Raw genomic sequence first — 4,332 nt, 5'->3', positions numbered from 1 at the left:
TTCATAAAACAATCCATGCCATCACCACGCTGCAAGTATTTAGTACTGAAGATATTCAAAACTATATAGCTTCTCTGATAGGTCTGGCATAACATTCAACACATCCTTCACTTTAATCCATACATGGGTTTATTACTTTTATATCTCTTTACCGCTATAGTTTTATCGTTTCTATGCTCGATGCTGGAAGCCGTGCTGCTAAGCATTACGCCAGCATACATCAGTATCACTACGCAGGAATCTCCCTCGCTAGGTAAAACGCTAGAAGAATTTAAAGATAACATCGATAAACCTTTAGCCGCCATCCTGACGCTAAACACCTTTGCCCACACGATAGGTGCCGCCGGTGTTGGTGCGCAAGCGCAGCAGATTTGGGGAGAAGAATACTTATCTATTACCTCTGCGGTACTAACTTTAGTTATACTTATATTTTCCGAAATCATTCCTAAAACACTCGGGGCTAACTACTGGCGAAAGCTTGCACCATTTACAGTTCGTACGCTTAAAATCCTGATTTACTCGCCGCTTTACCCTATCATTATCTTGTCTCAGTTTATCACCAAGCGGCTCAAGAAAGATAAAGACAGAAGCGTTTTAAGTCGGGCTGATTTTACAGCTATGGCAGAACTGGGTATCAAGCAAGGTATTTTTAAGAAAGGCGAATCGCAGATTATTCGGAATATCCTTCGTTTCAACAACATCATGGTTCGCAACATTATGACACCCCGCACGGTGATCATCAGCGCGAAGGAAGATATGTCTTTGCGGGAGTTTTACCAGAGTTTCCCTGATCTTCGGTTTTCCCGTATTCCGGTTTACCACGAAAACCTGGACGATGTAAAAGGGTATGTGCTGAAGGAAGAGGTGCTATCCGGCATCATCAACAACAAAGGTCACCTGCCACTCAAAACTGTAGCACGAAAAATACAGGTAGTACCAGAACACATGCCTATTCCTACCCTCTTCAACCGTTTGCTGGAGCAACAGGAGCAAGTAGCGCTGGTGGTAGATGAGTATGGAGGCACCGCCGGACTTATTAGTATGGAAGATATGATTGAAACTCTGCTGGGTATGGAAATTATTGACGAGCTGGACCAGGTAGCAGACCTGCAGAAATGGGCACGTCAAAATTGGGAGAAACGCGCACGCCGCCTGGGCTATACACCTGAATAAGCTTTCGGGCTAAATTTAACCTTAGCCTGGCGCAAGTACGCGTGCCCCTTTAGATACACTTTAGTTTCTGTTAAAAAGCGTATAAACATACCGCGCACAAAGGTCCTGCTGTAGCAAAAGCCACAGCAGGACCTTTAGAAGTATAAACAAGAAGGCTGTAGATATTTAGTTAAACTGTTCCTCTTCAGTAGAGCCAACAAGCGCAGCAGTAGAAGTAGCACCTGCCGTTACAGTGTTCTGGACAGCATCAAAGTAGCCCGTACCTACAAATGCCTGATGTTTCACAGCTTTAAAACCGTCTTCGGCCAAAGCAAACTCACGTTGCTGAAGTTCTGAGTAACCTGCCATTCCTCTTTCTTTATAGGCTTTTGCCAGCTCAAACATACTTGTGTTAAGCGCATGAAAACCGGCAAGGGTTATAAATTGAAACTTATAGCCCATAGCAGCCAGTTCTTCACGGAACGTCTCCATTTCTGCTACACTGAGCTTTGCTGCCCAGTTAAAAGATGGAGAGCAGTTGTAAGCCAATAGTTTCCCGGGAAACGCCGCATGTATAGCCGTTGCAAACTGGCGGGCCTGCTCTAAGTCAGGGTGTGATGTTTCCATCCATAGCAAATCTGCATAAGGGGCATAGGCTAACCCGCGGGCAATACCTTGTTCTATACCGTTACGAACCCTGTGAAATCCTTCGTGGGTACGTGGTTCATCAAGTATAAAGGCATGGTCGCGTGGATCAATGTTACTGGTGATCAGGTTGGCAGCATCTGCATCCGTTCTTGCCACCAGTATAGTAGGCACACCCATTACGTCTGCTGCAAGTCGCGCAGCTACCAGTTTGTTTATTGCCTCCTGAGTTGGCACCAGTACCTTGCCGCCTAAGTGGCCGCACTTTTTGGCAGAAGATAGCTGATCTTCAAAGTGCACGCCTGCTGCACCTGCCTCTATCATCATCTTCATTAGCTCAAATGCATTTAGGTTACCACCAAAGCCCGCTTCTGCATCCGCCACAATCGGCACCAGGTAGTCTTTCTCTCCTTTACCGTTTACACTCTGTATCTGGTCAGCCCGCAGCAAAGCATTATTGATTTTCTTTACCACATTCGGCACAGAGTCAGCAGGATACAGGCTTTGGTCCGGGTACATCTGCCCGGCAAGGTTTGCATCAGCTGCCACTTGCCAGCCACTCAAGTAGATGGCGTTTAAACCAGCCTCCACCTCCTGCACAGCCTGGTTTCCCGTTAAAGCGCCTAAGCCTGCCACATAATTTTCAGCGTGTAGTTTACGCCATAGCTTCTCGGCTCCATTCCGCGCCAGCGTGTATTCGATCTGCACCGACCCCTGGAGTTTCACCACCTCCTCAGCACTATAAGGTCTGCGGATGCCAGCCCAACGCGGGTTTTCTATCCAATCTCTTTCAATTCTCTGGATTCTATCAGTTTTTGTCATGATGAATATGTTATGTTATGAAAATATGAATGAGGAAAGAATAAGGTGTCATAGCAGCGGCTATTTCAGCCTTACTCATAACCATTTAGTCGATGTACTTATAAGCGGGTAGCGTCAGGAAATCAACGAAGCATGTAGAAAGCACCAGCTCTGAGAACAGTTGGGAGGCACGCTCGAAATGGCAGTTTTTGAATTTAGCTAAGCCTATTTCTTCTTTTATATGATTTGTTTCTTCCTGAATTAACTGCAGCACACGCGCTTCTGTAATTTCCTGTCCATCGGCGGTTGTAGTGTGAGGCTGGTGCAGCCATTGCCATACTTGTGCACGGGAAATTTCGGCGGTGGCGGCGTCCTCCATCAGGTTGTGTATAGCCGCTGCACCTGTGCCACATAGCCAGCTCCCGATGTACATGATACCTACATGTATGTTGAGCCGCAGGCCTGCCTCTGTTATTTTGCCGCCGTGTATGGCAAAGTTTGTCAGTTCTTCTGCCTGCACCTGCACATGCTCGCACAGCACCTCTTTCTGGTGCGGCTTATCTCCCAATACTTTATCAAATTCATCTCGGGCTACGGGTACAAGATCGGGATGTGCTACCCAGGTACCATCAAAACCTGCCTGCGCCTCGTGCGCCTTATCTGCCCTTACTTTTTTGAAGGCATTCTCGTTCACGCCTGGGTCATGGCGGTTGGGGATAAAGGCAGCCATTCCACCCATGGCATGTGCCCCGCGTTTGTGACAGGTCTTTACCAGCAGCGAAGTATAGGCTTTCATAAAAGGCACCTGCATGGTAATATCGGTGCGGTCAGGAAATAGCACATCTGTTCGTTTTCTAAACTTCTTGATGGCACTGAAAATATAGTCCCAGCGCCCCGCATTCAGCCCCACAATATGTTCCCTCAGTTCATACAGTATCTCATCCATCTCAAATGCTGCCGTAATAGTTTCTATCAGAACAGTTGCTTTGATAGTGCCAATAGGAAGATGCAGTGCTTCCTGGGCCGCCACAAACACATCGTTCCATAGGCGTGCCTCCAGGTGGCTCTCTAGTTTAGGGAGGTAGAAGTATGGCCCGGATTTGCGTGATAGCAACTCCTTTGCATTATGAAAAAAGTATAACCCGAAATCGAACAGCGAAGCAGCTATCTCCTGCCCGCCAATCAACAGGTGCTTTTCAAGAAGGTGCCAGCCACGCGGACGCACATTCAGCACAGCCACCTTCTCGCGTAGCCGGTATGTCTTTCCATTCTGCACAGTAAAATCTATGTCACGGCGGATAGCATCGCGCAGATTTAGCTGGCCCTGCACCACATTTTCCCAAGTAGGTGAGGTAGCGTCTTCAAAATCAGCCATAAACACATCTGCACCAGAGTTAAGCGCATTGATGACCATTTTTCGATCAACAGGTCCTGTAATCTCAACACGGCGCAACTGCATGTCATCGGGAATGCTGCCAACTTTCCAGCTGCTGCTGCGCACTTCTTTAGTTTCAGGTAAGAAGTCTAACGTATGGCCGTGATGCAGCTTTTCCTGTTGCTTTGTCCGCCTTTTGAGTAGCTCCTGTCGTCGTGGTTCAAATTTATGGTGGAGCATCTCCAAAAACTCCAGTGCCTGTGGGGTTAGAATTTGGTCAAAGCCCTTTTTTAAAGTTGCCTTTACTTCTGCTGTGCTTTCTAAGATCATGACGCCTACTTTAATAATTTATAGTTGAT

3 protein-coding genes are annotated in these 4,332 nt (G+C 47.1%); 1 reads left to right on the top strand and 2 read right to left on the bottom strand.

The annotated features are described in order from the left end of the window. The first annotated feature begins 123 nt into the window (after nucleotides 1–123). On the top strand, nucleotides 124–1,173 hold the full coding sequence (locus ACFQ2O_RS20225) for a CNNM domain-containing protein (RefSeq protein WP_377532343.1): 1,050 nt from the start codon (nucleotides 124–126) through the stop codon (nucleotides 1,171–1,173). A 165-nt stretch (nucleotides 1,174–1,338) separates the two neighbouring features. On the opposite strand, the gene aceA is transcribed toward ACFQ2O_RS20225, so the two are convergent. Both aceA and aceB read right to left on the bottom strand, forming a co-directional pair. Further along, nucleotides 1,339–2,619 (bottom strand): isocitrate lyase, encoded by a 1,281-nt coding sequence (gene aceA, locus ACFQ2O_RS20220; protein WP_377532340.1) that lies wholly within the window; start codon nucleotides 2,617–2,619, stop codon nucleotides 1,339–1,341. Nucleotides 2,620–2,704: 85 nt separating this feature from the next. Beyond that, nucleotides 2,705–4,303 (bottom strand): malate synthase A, encoded by a 1,599-nt coding sequence (gene aceB / locus ACFQ2O_RS20215; RefSeq protein ID WP_377532337.1) that lies wholly within the window; start codon nucleotides 4,301–4,303, stop codon nucleotides 2,705–2,707. Between the last annotated feature and the right edge of the window lie 29 nt (nucleotides 4,304–4,332).

This window comes from Pontibacter rugosus, from assembly GCF_042678745.1.
GTDB lineage: Bacteria > Bacteroidota > Bacteroidia > Cytophagales > Hymenobacteraceae > Pontibacter > Pontibacter rugosus.
Note: the sequence above shows the minus strand (reverse complement) of the source record. Positions and strands in the feature narration are given on the sequence as shown.